Annotated in this window: 20 protein-coding genes; 13 read left to right on the top strand and 7 right to left on the bottom strand. The window is 75.8% G+C overall.

What is annotated here, in order from left to right; genetic code table 11:
• Window positions 1–68: 68 nt before the first annotated feature.
• Window positions 69–845, bottom strand: coding sequence for a YqjF family protein (locus AB6N24_RS04730; RefSeq protein WP_412868273.1), 777 nt, complete (start codon window positions 843–845; stop codon window positions 69–71).
• Window positions 846–958: 113 nt separating this feature from the next.
• Entirely contained in the window at window positions 959–1,174 is a 216-nt protein-coding gene (locus tag AB6N24_RS04735) for a hypothetical protein (protein ID WP_412868274.1), read from the bottom strand.
• Between the two features lie 113 nt (window positions 1,175–1,287).
• Between AB6N24_RS04735 and AB6N24_RS04740 the strand changes: the two genes are divergently transcribed.
• The 8 genes from AB6N24_RS04740 (at window position 1,288) to AB6N24_RS04775 (ending at window position 9,846) form a co-directional block, all read left to right on the top strand.
• Window positions 1,288–1,743: a MarR family winged helix-turn-helix transcriptional regulator gene (locus tag AB6N24_RS04740; RefSeq protein WP_412868275.1), complete on the top strand. Its 456-nt coding sequence runs from the start codon at window positions 1,288–1,290 to the stop codon at window positions 1,741–1,743.
• Window positions 1,744–2,005: 262 nt separating this feature from the next.
• Window positions 2,006–2,971: an NAD(P)/FAD-dependent oxidoreductase gene (locus tag AB6N24_RS04745; protein ID WP_412868276.1), complete on the top strand. Its 966-nt coding sequence runs from the start codon at window positions 2,006–2,008 to the stop codon at window positions 2,969–2,971.
• Window positions 2,972–3,121: 150 nt separating this feature from the next.
• A complete protein-coding gene (locus tag AB6N24_RS04750; RefSeq protein ID WP_258726899.1) occupies window positions 3,122–3,253 on the top strand; it encodes a hypothetical protein in 132 nt (43 codons plus the stop codon).
• 579 nt (window positions 3,254–3,832) lie between these two features.
• Entirely contained in the window at window positions 3,833–4,951 is a 1,119-nt protein-coding gene (gene ald / locus AB6N24_RS04755; RefSeq protein ID WP_412868277.1) for an alanine dehydrogenase, read from the top strand.
• A gap of 104 nt (window positions 4,952–5,055) precedes the next feature.
• On the top strand, window positions 5,056–5,619 hold the full coding sequence (locus AB6N24_RS04760) for a dihydrofolate reductase family protein (protein ID WP_412868278.1): 564 nt from the start codon (window positions 5,056–5,058) through the stop codon (window positions 5,617–5,619).
• Window positions 5,620–5,656: 37 nt separating this feature from the next.
• On the top strand, window positions 5,657–6,202 hold the full coding sequence (locus tag AB6N24_RS04765) for a GNAT family N-acetyltransferase (protein WP_412868279.1): 546 nt from the start codon (window positions 5,657–5,659) through the stop codon (window positions 6,200–6,202).
• 52 nt (window positions 6,203–6,254) lie between these two features.
• Entirely contained in the window at window positions 6,255–8,354 is a 2,100-nt protein-coding gene (locus tag AB6N24_RS04770) for a M3 family metallopeptidase (protein WP_412868280.1), read from the top strand.
• 91 nt (window positions 8,355–8,445) lie between these two features.
• A complete protein-coding gene (locus tag AB6N24_RS04775) occupies window positions 8,446–9,846 on the top strand; it encodes a M20/M25/M40 family metallo-hydrolase (RefSeq protein ID WP_412868281.1) in 1,401 nt (466 codons plus the stop codon).
• A 4-nt stretch (window positions 9,847–9,850) separates the two neighbouring features.
• Here AB6N24_RS04775 and AB6N24_RS04780 read toward each other — a convergent pair whose 3' ends face one another.
• A complete protein-coding gene (locus AB6N24_RS04780; protein WP_258726905.1) occupies window positions 9,851–10,099 on the bottom strand; it encodes a DUF5703 family protein in 249 nt (82 codons plus the stop codon).
• A gap of 94 nt (window positions 10,100–10,193) precedes the next feature.
• Here AB6N24_RS04780 and AB6N24_RS04785 point away from each other — a divergent pair, with 94 nt between their 5' ends.
• A complete protein-coding gene (locus AB6N24_RS04785) occupies window positions 10,194–10,520 on the top strand; it encodes a primosomal protein (RefSeq protein ID WP_412868282.1) in 327 nt (108 codons plus the stop codon).
• 70 nt (window positions 10,521–10,590) lie between these two features.
• On the opposite strand, the gene AB6N24_RS04790 is transcribed toward AB6N24_RS04785, so the two are convergent.
• Window positions 10,591–11,553, bottom strand: a complete 963-nt coding sequence (locus AB6N24_RS04790; RefSeq protein WP_412868283.1) for an aldo/keto reductase — start codon at window positions 11,551–11,553, stop codon at window positions 10,591–10,593.
• Between the two features lie 63 nt (window positions 11,554–11,616).
• On the opposite strand from AB6N24_RS04790, the gene AB6N24_RS04795 reads away from it, so the two are divergent.
• Complete coding sequence (locus AB6N24_RS04795; protein WP_412868284.1) at window positions 11,617–12,507, top strand: undecaprenyl-diphosphate phosphatase; 891 nt, start codon at window positions 11,617–11,619, stop codon at window positions 12,505–12,507.
• Window positions 12,508–12,574: 67 nt separating this feature from the next.
• Here the strand turns inward: AB6N24_RS04795 and AB6N24_RS04800 are convergent, their stop codons facing one another.
• Entirely contained in the window at window positions 12,575–13,492 is a 918-nt protein-coding gene (locus AB6N24_RS04800; protein ID WP_412868285.1) for a CorA family divalent cation transporter, read from the bottom strand.
• Between the two features lie 302 nt (window positions 13,493–13,794).
• Here AB6N24_RS04800 and mshC point away from each other — a divergent pair, with 302 nt between their 5' ends.
• Window positions 13,795–15,057 (top strand): cysteine--1-D-myo-inosityl 2-amino-2-deoxy-alpha-D-glucopyranoside ligase, encoded by a 1,263-nt coding sequence (gene mshC / locus AB6N24_RS04805; RefSeq protein ID WP_412868286.1) that lies wholly within the window; start codon window positions 13,795–13,797, stop codon window positions 15,055–15,057.
• A gap of 60 nt (window positions 15,058–15,117) precedes the next feature.
• Here the strand turns inward: mshC and AB6N24_RS04810 are convergent, their stop codons facing one another.
• On the bottom strand, window positions 15,118–15,984 hold the full coding sequence (locus AB6N24_RS04810; RefSeq protein WP_412868287.1) for a PAC2 family protein: 867 nt from the start codon (window positions 15,982–15,984) through the stop codon (window positions 15,118–15,120).
• Window positions 15,985–16,179: 195 nt separating this feature from the next.
• Here AB6N24_RS04810 and AB6N24_RS04815 point away from each other — a divergent pair, with 195 nt between their 5' ends.
• A complete protein-coding gene (locus tag AB6N24_RS04815; protein WP_412868295.1) occupies window positions 16,180–16,422 on the top strand; it encodes a CGNR zinc finger domain-containing protein in 243 nt (80 codons plus the stop codon).
• Here AB6N24_RS04815 and AB6N24_RS04820 read toward each other — a convergent pair.
• Window positions 16,410–16,988 (bottom strand): TetR/AcrR family transcriptional regulator, encoded by a 579-nt coding sequence (locus tag AB6N24_RS04820; RefSeq protein ID WP_412868288.1) that lies wholly within the window; start codon window positions 16,986–16,988, stop codon window positions 16,410–16,412. The genes AB6N24_RS04815 and AB6N24_RS04820 overlap by 13 nt on opposite strands.
• Before the next feature lie 131 nt (window positions 16,989–17,119).
• On the opposite strand from AB6N24_RS04820, the gene AB6N24_RS04825 reads away from it, so the two are divergent.
• Window positions 17,120–17,755, top strand: a complete 636-nt coding sequence (locus AB6N24_RS04825) for a VOC family protein (RefSeq protein ID WP_412868289.1) — start codon at window positions 17,120–17,122, stop codon at window positions 17,753–17,755.
• Window positions 17,756–17,898 lie beyond the last annotated feature (143 nt).

A 17,898-nucleotide genomic window follows, 5' to 3' on the forward strand; every position in this document is an offset into this window, starting at 1 on the left:
CACGCGGACGCGGACAAGGTCCTGTCGGCGCGTCGTCGGCGCGGTGCCGTGCCGTGCGACCGGGGCGGCTACCGCGTCGCGGTCCTCGCACCGCCCGGCACCGCGAACGGGCGGCCGAACACGGTCCGCACGCCGGGCGACCACAGCACCGAGTCGGGCGTCCGGCCGGCGAGGCCGTCCAGGCCGCCGGCGGCGACGAGCGAGTCGTCGAGCTCGTGCAGCGTCGCGGTGTGCAGCGGCCAGGGGCCGTGCTCGTTCGGCACGTACAGCAGCCGACCCAGGTGCCGGGTGTGCAGGCCCCAGCGCGCGGTGAGGAACTGCGCGAGCGCGTCGGGCTCGGCGATCCGCGCTCCGGGGGTCACCACCACGCGGCCGCCCGCGCCGCGCGGCCCGGGGGCCAGCCGCGACGTCGTGTAGGTGAGCCGGTCGCCGTCGGCCCGGATCCGCATGCGGGCCCAGACGTACGGCAGCCCGAACGCGAGCCGGGCGCCGACCACGACCGCGAGCCGCGCCGCGTCGAGCGAGCGGAACACGACGCCCCGGCGCCCCTCGGCGTCGACCGAGTAGAGCCGCACGTTCGTCTCCGCGAACGTCCCGAACCACGGGACGCCGGGACCCCGGCCGAGCGCGGCGCCGGCGAGCCGGAAGGGCACGAGGCCGACCCACGCGGCGCCGTCGTGGACGTCGGGCGTGGTGCCGTGCGGCAGCAGCGGGGCGACCTGCGCCGGGTCGACCCGCCAGTGCACGAACGTCAGGTCCTCCCAGCGCTGCGACAGGATCACGCGGCCGTGCAGGCCGGGGGCGTCGACCGAGACGGGCAGCGGGGGCACGGGCGCAGGGGTCACGGGGACAGCGTGCACCCTCGTGGCGCGCGACGGGCCGGGGCCGTCAGGTGGGGCCGGGTGCGACCCCGACGACCGTCTGCACGGCCTCCGGGACCGCGTGGTGGTGTGCCCGGTCAGCCCTGCTCGTCGCGCTGCACGAGGTACACGCGGCCGTCCGGCCCGACGACGCGGGACAGCTCGGCGTTGAGCCGGGCCTCGCGTGCGGCCTCGTCGGCGTTGGCCCGGCGGCCCGGCCGGTCGGCGCCGAGCTCCGGCGGCCCGAAGAAGCGCAGCAGGTAGCGCTCGGTGAACCGCATCCCCCAGGAGCGGCGCGGGCTGGCCTCGGTCACGGTGGTCTCCTGGGTCGGGGGAGGGCGGTCGGGGTCGTGCGGCCGAAATTCGCTGAGTGCACAAACCATCAGTGCACTCAGCATAACCGCGAACGCGGCTAGACTCCTGCACCGTGACGACCTCCGCCCCGGCGACGCCGGACCTGCTCGCGCTCGACCGGCAGGTCTGCTTCGCGCTCGCCGTCGCGGCCCGCGAGGTCACCGCGGCCTACAAGCCGCTGCTCGAGCCGCTCGGGCTCACGCACCCCCAGTACCTCGTCATGCTCGCGCTGTGGGAGGCGAGCCCCGTCCGCGCGGGCGACCTCGCGCGCCGGCTCAGCCTCGAGCCGGCGACGCTCTCCCCGCTGCTCAAGCGGCTCGAGGCCCGGGGCCTCGTCACGCGGGCACGCGACCCGCGCGACGAGCGGGCGCTCGCGGTCACGCTGACCGCCCAGGGCGCCGCGCTGCGCACCGCGGCCGAGCGCATCCCGCCGGCCGTCGTCGACCGGCTCGGGATGGGGCTCGACGAGCTCGAGCACCTGCGCGACTCGCTCACGTCGCTCATCGCCGCGGCCCGGTCCGGCGCCTGAGACGTCCGACCGTGCGGGCCGCCCTGCTCACGCCGGCCAGGGGCGTCCTCGAGCCCGCCGCCTCGGCGGCCGGCGCCGCGACGGTCACGTCGTCGCCGGCCTCCTGCTCGAGCGGACGAGCGCCGCGAGGCCGGGAGAGGGACTGCCCTCGTCGTCGGTGACCAGCGCGCGCCCGGGCCCCACCCGCGCACCGGGCGGCCCCTCCGGGCTGCCTTTGCGGGCGTCTCGCCGGGACGCCAGGGTGGGTGCGGAGGTGGTCAGGATGGACACGGCGGAGCCCGCGCCGCTCGACGGTCCCGCGTACGACGTCGTCGTGGTCGGGGGCGGCCCGGCCGGTCTGAGCGCCGCGCTCGTGCTCGCCCGCTCGCTGCGCCGCGTCGCCGTGGTCGATGCCGGGGAGCCCCGCAACGCCGCCGCGCACGGCGCCCACGGCGTCCTCGGCCACGAGGGGATCGCCCCGCTCGACCTCCTCGACGCGGGCCGGCGCGAGGTGCGCTCCTACGGCGGTGACGTCGTGACGGGTCGCGCGGTGACCGCAGGCGCCGCGGCCGAGGGCGTCGTCGTGCGCCTCGACGACGGCCGGGTGCTGCGCGGTCGGCGGCTGCTCGTGACGACCGGGCTCGCCGACGAGCTGCCCGACGTGCCGGGGCTCGCCGAGCGGTGGGGGCGCGACGTCGTGCACTGCCCGTACTGCCACGGCTTCGAGCTGCGGGGCCGGCGCCTCGCGGTGCTCGCGACCGACGCGTCGGGAGCGCGTGAGGCGCTGCTGCTCGGCCAGTGGAGCGCCGACGTGGTGCTGCTGCGCCACAGCGCCCCGGAGCCCGACGACGTCCTCGCCGAGCAGCTCGCGGCGCGCGGCGTCGAGGTCCGGGGCGGCCGCGCGACCGGGCTCGTCGTCGAGGGCGACCGGCTCACCGGCGTGCGGCTCGACGCCAGCACGCTCGTGCCGTGCGACGCTCTCGTGGTCGCCCCGCGTCTCGTGCCGCGCGACGGGCTGCTCGCGTCGCTCGGGCTCGAGGCGGGTCCCGACGGGGTCGTCGCCGTGGACGCGGACGGCCGTACGGGGGTCGCCGGCGTCTGGGCCGCGGGGAACGTGGTCGACCCCACCGCGCAGGTGGTCGGTGCGGCGGCGGGAGGCAGCGCCGCGGGCATCGCGCTCAACGCGGACCTGGTCCTCGAGGACGTCGGCCGCGCGGTCCGGGAGAGCCGCGCAGGGGCGCGGCGCTGACGCCGGGCGCGGCCGAGTCAGGGCGAGTGTGGAGGACCTGCGCCCGACCGGTGACGGACCGGTGAGGGACGAGTGGCGGGCCTCGTGTGGCACCGTCACCCGTTTGCCGCGAAGATGTTGCGGCACATGTCATCGGCACCAGGAGCTCTCATGTCTCGAACCGACCGCCAGCAGCAGCCCGCGGCCGTGAGCACGTCGACCGGATCGAGCGCATCGCCGATCTACGACGCGCTCGTGGGCGAGCTGGGTGACCCGGCCACCGCCGGCACCTCGCGCGACTGACGCACGCTCCGTCGACGGACCGGGAACGGGCCCGGTCCGCGGCGGACCACCCGCCCGCGGCACGCCCGGGCGCACGAGCACGGACCGTGGGGGACCGGGGCGCACCGCCGCGCCGGGGTCCCGCACCGGATCCCCGCGTGCCCGGCACGCGCCCGGCACCCGCCCGGCACCAGGGCAGCGGACGCAGCCGGCGGGCGACGGAATAAAGCCTGGAGCGCGAGCGCTGAGGGTGTCATGATCGGATCTCCCGGTCTGCGCGGCGGTGTCAGCATCCCGCCGCGAAGGATCGGCCCGGACACGGAGAACGCTCCCCTCGTGAGGGGTGGACGGACGTGGTCCGGGTGGCTCGTCACCGACGGCCCCCAAGCAGGCCCGGGGCGGTTCAGGTCGCGCGTGAAGAGGACAAGCGGGCGCGACGGACGGTGACGTACAGATGCTGACCGGCGGCGACGGCCCCGGACCCGAGGCTCAGCCCGGGTCCGGGGCCGTCTGCGCGCGACCCGCGCGCGCACCGGCCCGGTCCCGTAACGTCCGGAGCACCGAACCCCGCACGTCGAGCGCACCCACGAGGAGCCGTCGATGAGAATTGGTGTCCCCACCGAGGTCAAGAACCACGAGTACCGGGTGGCGGTGACGCCCGCGGGCGTCGACCAGCTCGTCCGGGCCGGGCACGAGGTCGTCGTGCAGGCGGGTGCCGGGACCGGCTCCGCGATCGACGACGACGAGTTCCGCGCCGCCGGTGCGCGGACCGGCGCGAGCGCCGAGGAGGTCTGGGGTAGCGCGGACCTCGTGTGCAAGGTCAAGGAGCCCGTCGCCTCCGAGTACCCGCTCCTGCGCGCCGGGCTCGTGCTGTTCACGTACCTGCACCTGGCCGCGGACCGGCCCGCGACCGACGCCCTCCTCGCCGCCGGGACGACCTCGATCGCGTACGAGACGGTCCAGCTCGCCGACGGCACGCTCCCGCTGCTGGCGCCGATGAGCGAGGTCGCCGGCCGGCTCGCCACGCAGGTGGGCGCCTACCACCTGATGAAGAACGAGGGCGGCTCGGGCACGCTGCTCGGCGGCGTCCCCGGGGTCGCGCCCGCGAGCGTCGTCGTGATCGGGGGCGGGGTCGCCGGCCGGCACGCCGCCGAGATCGCGCTCGGCATGCACGCCGAGGTGACGGTCCTCGACGTCTCCCTGCCGCGCCTGCGCGAGCTCGACGCCGAGTTCGGCGGGCGCGTCCGGACGCTGGCCTCGAGCACCTACGCGATCGCGCGCGAGGTGGCCCGCGCGGACCTCGTCGTCGGTGCCGTGCTCGTACCGGGGGCGCGCGCACCGAAGCTCGTGACCGACGAGATGGTCGCGACGATGCGCCCGGGGTCGGTGCTCGTGGACATCGCGGTTGACCAGGGCGGATGCTTCGAGTCGACACGCCCGACGACGCACGCCGACCCGACGTTCCCCGTGCACCGCAGCGTCTTCTACTGCGTCGCGAACATGCCCGGCGCCGTCCCGGTGACGTCGACGCGCGCCCTGACGAACGCGACGCTGCCCTACCTCACGGCGCTCGCGGACCGTGGCTGGCGCGACGCCCTCGCGGCCGACCCCGCGCTCGCCCGAGGCCTGACGACGCACGCCGGGACGCTGCACAACGCGGCGGTCGGCGCGGCGCACGGGTACCCGGTGCAGCCGGTCGAGGCGGCCCCGGCGGGCTGACCCGGCCCGCCGGACGCCCGGCCGTCGTCCCGGCCTGCGGACCGGGCAGGACAGCGCCACGCCCGCCGTAGCCCCGCGTGGGTCCCGGGGTGCACGCTGACCGGATGACGCTGACCCGGTACCTCGTCGCCGCGAGCATCGACGGCTACATCGCCGACCCCGAGGGGTCGCTCGACTGGCTGTTCCAGTTCAACGACACCGAGGGGCTCATGGCCCACGTCGACGCGTTCGTCGCGGGCACCGGCGCCGTCGCGATGGGCGCCGCGACGTACGAGTTCATGCTCGACCAGGGCGGGCCGTGGCCGTACCCGGACCAGCGCACCTGGGTCTTCACGCACCGCGACCTGCCCGTGACGCCCGGCACCGGCGTCGAGCTGACGCGCGACCCCGTCGAGGACGTCCACGCGCGCATGGTCGAGGCGGCCGGGGGCCGCCACGTGTGGCTCGTCGGGGGTGGGGACCTCGTGGGGCAGTTCGCCGCGCACGGGCTGCTGGACGAGATCTGGCTCGGCGTCGCCCCGGTCGTGCTCGGCGGCGGGACGCCGGTGCTGCCGCGACGGCTCACGGGCCGGCTCGAGGTGATGGGCGTCACGCAGTTCCCCGACGGCTTCCTCGAGCTGCGCTACCGCGTGCCGTCCGGACGCGCCGGAGGCCCGGGCACGCAATGACCGTGCACGGCGCGCCGCGCGCGTGCCAGGGTGCCGCATGGACCGAGTCGAGCTGACCGACGACGTGGTGGTGCTGCGCGCACCGGGGGCCGCGGACGTCGACCGCATCACCGAGCTGTGCCAGGACCCGGACGTGCAGGAGTGGACGGTCGTCCCGTCGCCCTACACGCGCGCGGACGCCGAGGGCTTCGTCGAGCACGTGGTCGAGGCCGGGTGGGCCGCGGGCTCCGAGCTGACCTGGGCGGTCCGGGACGCGGGGACGGACCGCCTCGACGGGATGATCGGCCTGTCCCTCGCCCCGGCCGGCTCGGCCGAGCTCGGCTACTGGCTCGGCCCGGACGCGCGCGGCCGCGGCGTGATGTCGCGCGCGGTGCGGCTCGTCGTCGACCACGCGCTGCGGCCGGACGGCCTGGGGCTGGAGCGGCTCACCTGGAGCGCGGTCGTCGGGAACACGGCGTCGCTGCGGTTGGCCGAGCGTGCGGGCTTCCGGGTCGAGGGCACGGTCCGCGGCTTCGTGCTTCAGCGGGGCAGCCGTCGGGACGGGTGGGTCGCGACTCTGCTCGCGGGCGACCCGCGGCCGTGACCGGGTCCGGCGCGGCCGTCCCGCGTCGCACCCGTCGGTCATGATGGACGGCATGACGGACACCACCCTCGACCCGACCAACCCCTTCGCGTCGGCGTCGACCCTCCCGTACGGGCTGCCCGACTTCCGCGCGATCCGCGAGGAGCACCTTCTGCCGGCGATGCTGGCCGGCATGGCCGAGCACCGGGCCGAGGTCGAGCGCATCGCGACCGACCCTGCGGCCCCGACGGTCGAGAACACGCTCGAGGCGCTCGAGCGCGCGGGCCGCCTGCTGCACGTGTCCGCGACGGTGTTCTTCAACCAGTCGAGCTCCGACTCGACGCCCGGCCTGGAGGTGATCGAGGAGCAGGTCGCCCCGCTCCTCGCCCAGCACCACGACGCCATCTACCTCGACCGGCGCCTGTACGCGCGGGTGCGCGCCCTCCAGGAGCAGGTCGAGGCGGGCGGGCTCACGCTCGACCCCGACACCGCCTGGCTCCTGCACCGCACGGCGGTCGCGTTCGTGCGCTCGGGCATCGAGCTCGACGACGCCGCGCAGGAGCGCCTGCGCGCGCTCAACGGCGAGATCACCTCGCTCGAGACGGCGTTCGGCCGGATCCTGCTCGCGGGCACGAACGCGGCGGCGGTGCTGGTGACCGACGAGGCCGAGCTCGACGGGCTGCCCGAGGACGCGCGCGCCGCCGCGGCCCAGGCGGCACGCGGCCGCGGTCACGACGCCGGCTGGCTCCTCGAGCTCCAGCTGCCGACGCAGCAGGCGCCGCTCGCGATGATCCGCGACCGCGGGCTGCGCGAGCGCCTGCACCGCGCGTCGGTCGGCCGCGGCGCGACGGGCGACGAGCACGACACGCGCACGACGCTGCTCGCCCTCGCGCGGCTGCGTGCCGAGCGCGCCCGGCTCCTCGGGTACGCGCACCACGCGGCGTACGTCGCGCAGGACGCGACCGCGAAGACGGCCGAGGCCGTCGAGGCGATGCTCGCCCGCCTGGCGCCGGCCGCGGTCGCGAACGCCCGCGCCGAGGCCGCCGACCTGCAGGCCGCGCTCGAGCGGGACGTCCCCGGCGCGACCCTCGAGGCGTGGGACTGGGCGTACTACGCCGAGCAGGTCCGCAAGGAGCGGCGCGCGCTCGACGACGCCCTGCTGCGCCCGTACCTCGAGCTCGAGCGCGTGCTGCACGACGGCGTCTTCCGTGCCGCCAGGAAGCTCTACGGCCTCACGTTCACCGAGCGCACCGACCTCGTCGGCTACCACCCGGACGTGCGCGTGTTCGAGGTGCTCGAGGCGGACGGGACGGGGCTCGGGCTGTTCCTGGGCGACTTCTGGACGCGCGAGTCCAAGCGCGGCGGCGCGTGGATGAACAACCTCGTCGACCAGTCCACGCTGCTCGGCGAGCAGCCCGTCGTCGTCAACAACCTGAACATCCCGAAGCCCCCCGCGGGCCAGCCGACGCTGCTGACGTCCGACGAGGTCGTGACGCTGTTCCACGAGTTCGGGCACGCGCTGCACGGGCTGTTCTCGGCGGTGCGCTGGCCGTCGCAGTCGGGCACCGCGGTGCCGCGCGACTTCGTGGAGTACCCGTCGCAGGTCAACGAGATGTGGATCTTCGACCCGGCGGTCCTGCGGGGCTACGCGGTGCACCACGTGACCGGCGAGCCGATGCCGCAGGAGTGGGTCGACACCCTGCTCGCCTCGCAGCAGGACGGCGAGGGCTTCGCGACGACGGAGTACCTCGCGGCCGCGCTGCTCGACCAGGCGTGGTACCGCCTCGCGCCCGACGAGGTCCCGACCGACGTCGAGGACGTCGTGCCGTTCGAGGAGGCCGCGCTCGAGCGGGCCGGCGTGGCGTTCGCGCCGGTGCCGCCGCGCTACCGCACGACGTACTTCAACCACGTGTTCGGCGGCGGCTACTCGGCCGGGTACTACGCCTACATCTGGTCGGAGGTGCTCGACGCGGACACCGTCGAGTGGTTCCGGGAGAACGGCGGGCTCTCGCGCGCGAACGGTGACCGGTTCCGCGCGGCGCTGCTCTCGCGCGGCGGCTCGTGCGACCCGCTCGACGCGTTCCGGGACCTGCGCGGGCGTGACCCGCAGATCGAGCCGCTGCTCGCCCGGCGCGGCCTGCTGGACGCCGTCCCGCCCGGCGCCGGCGCCTGATCGTCCGGCGCGTCGCGCGGGCCGGCGGGGTGACGTCCTCGCCGGCCCGCGCGGCCGCTGACTCCGACGCCGCGCGGGTACCGTGGTGCCCATGTCCACGGTTGCCTCCGCCGCGTCGTCCGAGCCCTCCGACCGCCTCGTGGCGGGGGTGGCGCCGGGCAGCGGCGAGCACACGGGCGGCGGGCACCCGACCGCGGAGGACGAGGTCGTCCGGATCTGCCAGGAGCTGATCAGGTTCGACACGTCGAACTACGGCGACGGCTCGGGCCCGGGGGAGCGCGCCGCCGCCGAGCACGTCATGGCGCTGCTGACCGAGGTGGGCCTCGCGCCCGAGTACTACGAGTCGGCCCCGGGGCGCGCCAACGTCGTCGTGCGCCTCGAGGGCGAGGACCGCACGCGGCCCGCGCTCGTCCTGCACGGGCACCTCGACGTGGTCCCGGCGCAGGCGAAGGACTGGAAGATCGACCCCTTCGCGGGCGAGGTCCACGACGGCCTCGTGTGGGGGCGCGGCGCGGTCGACATGAAGGACATGGACGCGATGATCCTCGCGGTCGTGCGCCAGATGGCTCGCGAGGGTCGGCGCCCGGCACGTGACGTCGTCGTCGCGTTCTTCGCCGACGAGGAGGCCGGCGGCGTCTGGGGGGCGCGCTGGTCCGTCGACAACCGACCCGAGCTGTTCGAGGGCGCGACCGACGCGATCAGCGAGGTCGGGGGCTTCTCGGTCGACGTCGACGGGCGCCGCGCGTACCTGCTGCAGACCGCCGAGAAGGGGATCGGGTGGCTGCGGCTCGTCGCGGACGGTCGCGCGGGGCACGGCAGCCAGGTCACCCCGGACAACGCCGTCACGCACCTCGCCGGCGCGATCGCGCGCATCGGGGCCCACCCGTGGCCGCTCGCGCTCACGCCGACGGTCCGCGCGCTGCTCGAGGGCGTCTCCGACCTGACGGGCCTGCCGTTCGACCCCGAGGACGAGGGCACGGTCGACCGGCTGATCCGCGCGCTCGGCCCCGCGTCGCGCTTCGTCGGCGCGACCGTCCGCAACACGACCAACCCGACGCAGCTCATCGCCGGCTACAAGGCGAACGTGGTGCCCGGGCGGGCGGAGGGCGTCGTCGACGGCCGCTTCGTGCCCGGCACCGAGGAGGACTTCCTCGCCACGATCCGTGGGCTGGCCGGTCCGCACGTGCGCGTCGAGCACATCCACCGCGACATCGCGCTCGAGGTGCCGTTCGAGGGCGACCTCGTCGACGCGATGGTGGGTGCGCTGCTCGCGGAGGACCCGGGCGCGCGCGTGCTGCCCTACACGCTCTCGGGCGGCACCGACAACAAGTCGCTCGCCCGGCTCGGCATCACCGGCTACGGCTTCGCGCCGCTCCGCCTGCCCGCCGACCTCGACTTCGCGGGCATGTTCCACGGCGTCGACGAGCGCGTCACGACGGACGCGCTGCGGTTCGGCGTCCGGGTGCTCGACCGCCTGCTGCGCACCGTGTGACGGCTCACTCCAGCGTGTAGTCCAGGGTGCTGCGCACGCGGATGATCTTGCGTCGCAGCCACACCTTGCGTTCGCCCCCGGCGAACAGCAGCGTGCGGGCCAGCTCCCAGCGCCCGTACTCGGCCTCGTCCGTGAGCAGGCGCCGGGCGTCGCCGCGGCTCGTCGTCCGCGGGATCGTCAGCACCCGGTACTCGTACTGACCGCCCTGCGCGACCCAGTCGCCGCGCACGGACCGTCCTGTCGTCCCTGCCATCGTCACCGCCGTTCTCGCGAGAGACCGGTCCAACGCCCGGGGCGCCCGGACCATTCCCGTGCCATTGTGCACGGCGCGGCGCTACCGTCATGGCATGACCGTCGACCCGCGTGCCGCACTCGATCGCCTGATCGCCGCCCTCGAGGCCCATTACCACGCAGTCGCAGCCCGGCGGGGCGAGGACGACCCCGCCGTCGACGACGCGTACGACATCCTGGCTGACGCGTTCGAGGTCTACGACGACGCGCTCGGGACCGTGCACGGGGAGGCCACGCCGTTCTACCTCGCCGAGGAGGACGACGAGCACGACGACGACGAGCACGACGACGACGAGGACGAGCACGACGACGACGACGAGCACGACGACGACTTCGACGACCTCGAGCCCCTCGCCGGGAGCGTGCCCGCTGACGAGCGGTGACGACCGGCCGCAGGTGAGGACCCGCCGCAGGTGAGGACCGCGGCTCGGCGACCGCGGTGCGGGACGGGCCTCAACGGCGCTCGGGATACCCCAGCTCGGGGGCGCTGACCTCGTCGAGCGCGTGCAGGATCTCCGGCGGCAGGACGACGTCCTCCGCCGCGAGCGACCCGCGCAGCTGCGCGGCCGTCCGTGCGCCGACGATCGCCGACGTGACCTGCGTGCGCACGCGCAACCACGCGAGCGCGACGTCCAGGGGCGTGCGGTCGAGCCCGGCTGCGGCGGTCGCGACGGCCTCGACGACCGCGAGCGACTCGGCCCCGAGGTAGGGCTCGACGAAGCCCGCGAGGTGCGGCGACGCGGCCCGCGAGTCGGCGGGGATCGTGCGCCGGTACTTGCCGGTCAGCACGCCGCGCCCCAGCGGGGACCACGCGAGGACCCCCACGCCCATCTCGGCCGCCGCGGGGAGCACCTCCCGCTCGATGCCGCGCTGCAGCAGCGAGTACTCCGCCTCGACCGCGGCGAGGCCGACGTCCTCACCCAGCAGCGTCGCCGCGCGTGCCACCTGCCAGCCGGCGTGGTTCGACAGCCCGACGTACTGCGCACGCCCGCTCGTCACGGCGATCCGCAGCGCGGAGACCGTCTCGGTGAGCGGGGTGCGCGGGTCGGGCGTCTGGACGAGCCAGAGGTCGACGTGGTCGGTCCCGAGGCGGCGCAGGGACGCGTCGAGCGTGCGCAGCAGCCCGCCGCGTGACGCGTCGACCACGCCGCCCGACGGTGTGCGCCGCACGCCGGCCTTGGTGCACAGCACGACGTCGTCACGGGGCACCACGCGGTCCAGCAGCGACCCGAGGAGCTCCTCGGCCCCGCCCTCCGCGTAGGAGGCCGAGGTGTCGACGAGCGTGCCGCCTGCGTCGGCGAAGTCACGCAGCTGCTCGCTCGCCTCGTGCTCGTCCGTGTCGCGGCTCCAGGTCAGCGTGCCCAGACCCAGGTGCGAGACGCGAAGTCCGGTCCGTCCGAGCTGCCGCTGTTCCATGAGGCGCAAGGGTAATCGGACAGGGGTCCGGCACCGTTAAGGTTGCGCCTCGTGGCATCAGGCATGAGTACATGGGAAGCGATCGTCCTCGGCCTGGTGCAGGGGCTCACCGAGTTCTTGCCGGTCTCGTCGAGCGCGCACCTGCGCATCGTCGGCGAGCTCATCGGCGCGGGTGACCCCGGTGCGGCGTTCACGGCGATCACGCAGATCGGCACCGAGACCGCGGTGCTCCTGTACTTCCGGCGCGACATCAAGCGGATCCTGCTCGCCTGGTGGCGTGCGGTGCGCGGCGACCTCGGTACGGACCTGCGGTCGCGGCTGGGCAGCCCCGTCGGCGGGCCGGTGGACACCGACGCGCGCATGGCGTGGTTCATCGCGCTCGGCAGCGTCCCGATCGTCGTCCTCGGGCTCGCGTTCCAGGACGCCATCGAGACGCCGTTCCGCAACCTGTGGCTCATCGCGCTGACGCTCGCCGGCTTCGCGCTCGTGCTCGGCTGGGCGGACGCCCGGGGGGCGAAGCAGCGACGGCTGGAGGACCTCACGCCCAAGCACGCCGTCCTGTTCGGCTTCGCCCAGGCGCTCGCGCTGGTCCCGGGCGTGTCGCGCTCGGGCGGGACGATCACCGGCGGCCTGCTCATGGGCTACACGCGCGAGGCGGCCGCCCGGTACTCGTTCCTCCTGGCGATCCCGGCGGTGTTCGGGTCGGGGGTGTTCCAGCTCGCCAAGAGCGCCGACGAGTTCGGCACCGCGGGGACGCCCGGCCTGGGGCCCACCGTGCTCGCGACGATCGTCGCGTTCGCGGTCGGGTACGTCGTGATCATCGCGTTCCTCAAGATCGTCTCGACGTACAGCTACCGGCCGTTCGTGATCTACCGGCTCGCGCTCGCAGCGCTCGTCGTGGTCCTCCTGCTCACCGGGGTGCTCGAGCCGACCGCGGGCGCGCCGGTCGAGTGAGCCGCTGCCCGCGCGGCACACGTCGGGCGGTCGGCGGGCTGAGCCGTCGTGGGCGCTCCTGGTCGGCTCAGAGCCAGCCGGACCGCCGGAAGCGCCAGTACAGCACCGAGCAGGACGTCGCGAGCACCGCGAGCACGAGCCCGTAGCCGTAGGTCCACGCGAGCTCGGGCATGTGCTGGAAGTTCATGCCGTACACCGACGCGACGAGCGTGGGCAGCGCACCGATCGCGGCCCACGCCGAGATGCGGCGCTGGTCCTCGTTCTGGCGGAGCGTGACCTGCGCGAGGTGGACCGACAGGAGGTCCCCGAGCAGCGCGTCGTGCGCGTCCAGGCGGCGGTCGACGCGCTCGACGGCGGTCTCGAGCCGGCGCAGCCACGCCCACCCCGCAGCGTCAGCCGCGTCGCCGGCGTCCGGTGCGAGCTCGGAGAGCTCGGCGGAGAACGGGACGAGGGCGCGCCGCGCCTCCGCGATCTCACGCTTGAGCCCGTAGACGCGCTCGAGCGGGTTCGACCGCGTCCGTGCGAACACGACCGCCTCGGTCTCGGCGACGGCCTCGCCCAGCGCTGTCTCGACCGCGGCCGCCCGCGCCGCGAGCGACCCGAGCAGCGCCGCGAGCACCTGCCAGGCGCCCGATGCGGGTGCCGTGGCGCCGCTGCAGAGCCGGTCCGCCACGGCGTCGAGCGTGTGCCCGCCCGCGGTCTCCGCCGTGACCGCGAGCGACCCCGTGACCAGGCACACGACCCGCCCGGAGGTCACCGCGAGCGTCGCGGGGTCGTACGTGAGCGTCGGCGCGGCGAGCAGGAGCCCGCCCCCCGGCAGGTGCTCGACGTGCGCCCGCCTCGTCCACAGCCCGTGCGTCGCCTCGACGGCGTGGACGACCTCGGGCGGCGCGCCCCAGCGCCGGGCGGCCCCGGCCAGGTCGTCGAGCCGGTCCGCGCGGACCCAGCGCTCACCGGCGTCGGCCTCCGGCTCGACGTCGTCCACCGCGCGTCCGCGCCCGGGCGCCGGGCCGTCTCCGGTCGCGGGTCGGTCCGACCGCGCCCAGGCCTCCGCCGTCCGCACCCACAGTGTGTCCACGACCCGCATTCTCGTCCCGGGTGGCACACCGGGTCCGTCGCCGCGCGGGACCGGGCTGCTCGTCGGCCGCCCACCGCCTCGCCCGCGCGAGCACCGCCGCGCGGGAAGCGCACGGCGACGTGCCGGTCGGGCAACGGCCACGTACCGCCAGGCGCGTGCGGGCACGGACGACGGGCGTGGGCCCGCGCGCTGCCGGTTAGGCTTCCGTGGTGCTCACCTGGCCGGCCCCGCAGATCCCGCAGCTCCCCGGCCGAGGCGGCCCCGTCCGCGTGCGTGACACGTCGAGCGGCGAGCTCGTGGTCGCGGCGCCGGGGGAGTCGGCGACGCTGTACGTGTGCGGCATCACGCCGTACGACGCGACCCACCTCGGTCACGCCGCCACGTACGTGGCGTTCGACCTGCTCGTCCGGGCGTGGCGCGACGCCGGGCAGCGCGTGCGGTACGCGTCCAACGTCACGGACGTCGACGACCCCCTGCTCGAGCGCGCCGCGGCGACGGGCGTCGACTGGCGCGACCTCGCCGTCGAGCAGACGACCCTCTTCGCGGACGACATGACCGCTCTCGGCGTCGTCCCGCCCGACGCCTACACGGGTGCCGTCGAGTCGATCCCGGCCGTCGCCGGTGCCGTCGAGGCGCTGCTCGCGGCCGGCGCCGCCTACCGGGCCGGCGTCCCGGACGCGTCGGGCGAGGGTGCGGGCGACGTCTACGCGGACCTCACGGCCGACCCGTCGCTCGGGGGCGTCGCCGGACTCCCGCGGCCCGAGATGCTCGCCCTGTTCGCCGAGCGCGGGGGAGACCCCGACCGGCCCGGCAAGCGCGACCCGCTCGACCCGCTGCTGTGGCGCTCCGCGCGCCCCGGGGAGCCCGCCTGGGACGGGGGCGTGCTCGGCCCGGGACGGCCCGGCTGGCACATCGAGTGCGCGGTGATCGCACGCGACAGCCTCGGGCTGCCCTTCGACGTGCAGGGCGGCGGCTCGGACCTGCGGTTCCCGCACCACGAGATGAGCACCTCGCACGCGCGCCTGCTCGACTCCGGGCACGGCGCGCGCACCCACGTGCACGCCGGGATGGTCGGGCTCGACGGCGAGAAGATGAGCAAGTCGCGCGGCAACCTCGTCCTCGTCTCCCGGCTGCTCGCGCAGGGCGTCGACCCCATGGCCGTGCGCCTCGCGCTCCTCGCGCACCACTACGCCGAGGACTGGGAGTGGACCGACGCCGGGCTCGAGCAGGCACAGGCCCGGCTCGAGCGCTGGCGCTCCGCCGTCTCGGGCAACGGCGGTCCCGCCGCGGACGCGACGCTCACGGCGGTCCGTGCGGCTCTGGCCGACGACCTCGACGCACCGGCGGCGCTGCGGTACGTCGACGCGTGGGCCGACCTGTCGATCGCCCAGGGGAGCACCGACGACGCGGTCGAGGGCGCCCCGGGCGTGATCGCGCGCGCGGTCAACGCGCTGCTCGGCATCCGGCTCTAGCGGCCCGCCCGTGCCGTTGCCGCCGGGGCGCTGGCCGCCCGTGCCGCGGTCGCCGGGACGCTAGCCGCCCGTGCCGCGGTCGCGCCGGCGCAGGTAGCGCTCGAACTCCTGCGCGATCGCCTCGCCGCTCGCCTCGGGCAGCTCCGCGGTGTCCTTGGCCTCCTCGAGCTGGCGCACGTACTCGGCGATCTCGGTGTCCTCGTGCGCGAGCTCGTCGACGCCGTGCTGCCACGCCGCGGCGTCGTCGGGCAGCTCGCCGAGCGGGACGGGCTCGCCGAGCAGCTGCTCGAGGCGCGTGAGCAGCGCGAGGCTGGCCTTGGGGCTCGGCGGGTGGGCGACGTAGTGCGGCACGGCGGCCCAGAGCGACAGCGCGCGCATGCCCCGCGCCGCGGCCTCCTGCTGGAGCACGCCCACGATGCCCGTCGGGCCCTCGTAGCTGTTCGGCTCGATGCCCAGCAGCTCGCGCACGTCCGCGTCGTCGCTCGTCGTCGTCACGGGGATCGGACGCGTGTGCGGGACGTCCGCGAGCAGCGCGCCGACCGTCACGACCGTCTTCACCCCGAGGCCCGCGGCGATGTCGAGCAGCTCGGTGCAGTAGCGCCGCCAGCGCATCGACGGCTCGATGCCGTGCACCAGCACGACCTTCCGGCCCGTGCGCGGCGCGGTCGCCACGGCCACCGCAGTCGTGGGCCACGTGATCTCGCGGCGCCCGTCCGCGCCGGTGCCGACCACGGGGCGGTTCACCTGGAAGTCGTGGTACTCCTCGGGGTCGAGCTCGTCGACCTGCACGGCACCCCACGACTCGTGCACGTGCTCGAGCGCCTGGGTCGCGGCCGAGCCGGCGTCGTTCCAGCCCTCGAAGGCCGCGAGCAGGATGGTCTCGCGGGGCGGGAGGTCGTGGGGACGCTGCTGCTCCTGCTCGGTCATCTGCCCAGCGTAGGGTGCGTGCGCGGCGAGGGCTCGCGACGCCCGGGCGTGGCGTCCGGCCCGCCGGCGCTCCTGGCCGGGCGCGTGAGACGGCCCGGAGGGCGCTCAACGAGCGGCGGTCCGGGTCCAGAACGCGACCACGGCCTCGGCCCGACGGCGCCGCGCGACCCGCCTCCGCGCCGGGTGCGGGTGCGGGTGCGACGGCGGCGGCGTGCGCCGACGTCCTGGCGGCGGTGCACGGAGGCTCATGTCTCGGGCGCGTGGTCCCGCCTCAGGCTGTGCGGCAACCCCGACTGCCGCTGGGCGTACTGCGACTCCTCGCCCAACCGCTCGGGACGCTGGTGCGCGATGGGGGAGTGCGGCGACGTGATGAAGGCGCGTGCGTACCGCCGGCGGGCGCGAGCCGGCGCCGGCCCGCAGGACGGTCAGGTGCCGTAGCGCAGCCCGTCGACGACGAGGTCGAGCAGGCGCCGGACCTGCGTGTCCCACTCGGGGCCGTCGGGCACGAGCCACACCCCGCTCATCGCGAGCATGACGTCCTTCGCGTCGACGTCCGAGCGGACCGAGCCCTCGGCGCGGCACGCGTCGAGCAGCACGGTGAGCGCCCCGATCAGGCGGGTGCGCGTCTGGTCGAAGAGCGGGGAGTCCGAGCCGACCGCGTTGCGCAGCGCACCGCCCAGGCCGCGCTTGGTGGCCGCGTAGCCGACGAACCTGGCGACCCACGCGCGGAAGCCGTCCAGTGCCGGTCCGTCGCCGCCGACCAGGAGCGGAGCCGCGTCGCACAGCTCCTCGACCTCGTGCCGGTAGACGGCCTCGATGAGCGCGTCGCGGTTGGGGAAGTGTCGGTACAGCGTGCCGATGCCGACACCGGCGCGCTCGGCGATCGCCTCGAGCGGGACGTCGACGTCCTTGGTCAGGACCTCGGCGGCGACCCCGAGCAGGCGCTCGCGGTTGCGTCGGGCGTCGGCGCGCAGCGGTCGGTCCGCGGCGGGAGTGGTCGGCACAGCTCTCCTCTTGCTAATCGGAGGAGCCTCCGGTTAGTGTCGTCAGTGGAAACGGAGGTTCCTCCGTTCCAGGGTACGCAGCCCGCTGCCGCACGTCCACATGGTGCGCCCACCCCGACGACGGAGGCACGATGACCACCACGACGACTCGCCCGACGAGGACCGCCCGCACTGCGACGACCGGCCGCACTGCGGAGACCGCCCGTACTACTGCGGCGAACGCCCGCACTGCGGCGAACGCCCGCACTGCGACGAACGCCGGCACTGCGGCGAACGCCCGCACTGCGGCCGCCGCGCGCCCCACGAACGCCGTCGGACGCGCGGCCACCGCTGCCGACGCGGCGACCGCCGCCCGCGCGACGTACGCCCCCGCGTCCGCCGGCTCCGCGACACGCGAACCGGCGCGCACCGCGTCGGGCCCGGCCTTCCACGGGCTCGCCTACGACGCGTTCGACGCGCGGGCTACCGCCGAGTTCTGGGCCGCGGTCCTCCGGGCCGAGGTCGCCCCGGGGGCGAGCGCGCTCCACGCGGAGCTGGTCGACGGCTCCGCGGTCGGGCTGCCCCGCCTCGTCTTCCGCCAGGTGACGGACGGCCGCGAGCTGCGCACGCCCGTGCACCTGCAGCTCACGACCGGCGACCTGGACGGCGAGGTCCGCCGGCTCCAGGGGCTCGGCGCCCGCCGGCTCGGCGGACTGACCGCGGGCGGGCGTCGCTCCGTGACGCTCGCCGACCCGGAGGGCAACGCGTTCGACCTCGTCGCCGCCTGACCGGCCGCCCGCCCGCGCTTCCTCCCGTCGCGCCGCCCGGGCCCGTCCGGTGCGGCGACCGGGGCGCGGCGTCGCCCTCGGCGCTGCGCACCGTCCGCCCGCCGACGGGCTCCTGTGCGCTCGACCACACCAGCCGGTCGTCC

Origin of the sequence: Cellulomonas jepli, assembly GCF_047229345.1 — a bacterium.
GTDB lineage: Bacteria > Actinomycetota > Actinomycetes > Actinomycetales > Cellulomonadaceae > Cellulomonas_A.